The organism is Streptomyces africanus (assembly GCF_002150735.1).
Taxonomy (GTDB): domain Bacteria; phylum Actinomycetota; class Actinomycetes; order Streptomycetales; family Streptomycetaceae; genus Streptomyces; species Streptomyces africanus.
Genome location: NZ_MUKA01000493.1, coordinates 371 through 1,000 on the forward strand (window position 1 = coordinate 371; position 630 = coordinate 1,000).

Here is a 630-nt window from a genome sequence, read left to right on the forward strand (position 1 = left end):
CGCGGGCATCGGCGCCGTCGATACCGTCGAGGACAACCCCGACGACGAGTGGCACCGCGTCCTCGACGTCAACGTCCTCGGAACGGTGCGCACCACCCGCGCCGCCCTGCCGTATCTGCGTCGCTCGTCGCACGCGGCGGTCGTCAACACCTGCTCGATCGGCGCGACCGCGGGCCTCCCGCAGCGCGCCTTGTACTGCGCCAGCAAGGGCGCGGTCCTCTCGCTCACTCTCGCCATGGCCGCCGACCACNNGCGTCAACCCGGGCACCGCCGAGACCCCGTGGGTCTCCCGGCTTCTCGACGCCGCGGACGACCCCGAGAGCGAGCGCGCCGCCCTCGAAGCCCGCCAGCCCATCGGACGCTTGGTCACAGCGGACGAAGTCGCCGCGGCCATGGTCTACCTGGCGAGTCCCGCCGCCGCGTCCGTCACCGGCACCGCGCTCGCGGTGGACGGCGGTATGCAGGGGCTGCGGCTGCGCCCGGAGGCCCGGTCGTGAGGACCACCGGGCTGGGCGCCGGCGCGGTGGCGGTCTCGGAGCTGGCACTGGGCTGCGCCGCCCTCGGCAACCTCTACCAGCCGGTCTCCGACGAGACCGCCCGTGCCACGGTGGACGCCGCCTGGGACGCCGG

Annotated in this window: 1 pseudogene; it reads left to right on the forward strand. The window is 75.0% G+C overall.

Annotated features, from left to right (window positions below):
• A pseudogene (locus CCL05_RS40585) lies at positions 1 to 497 on the forward strand (SDR family NAD(P)-dependent oxidoreductase); the annotation flags it as partial.
• Between the last annotated feature and the right edge of the window lie 133 nt (positions 498 to 630).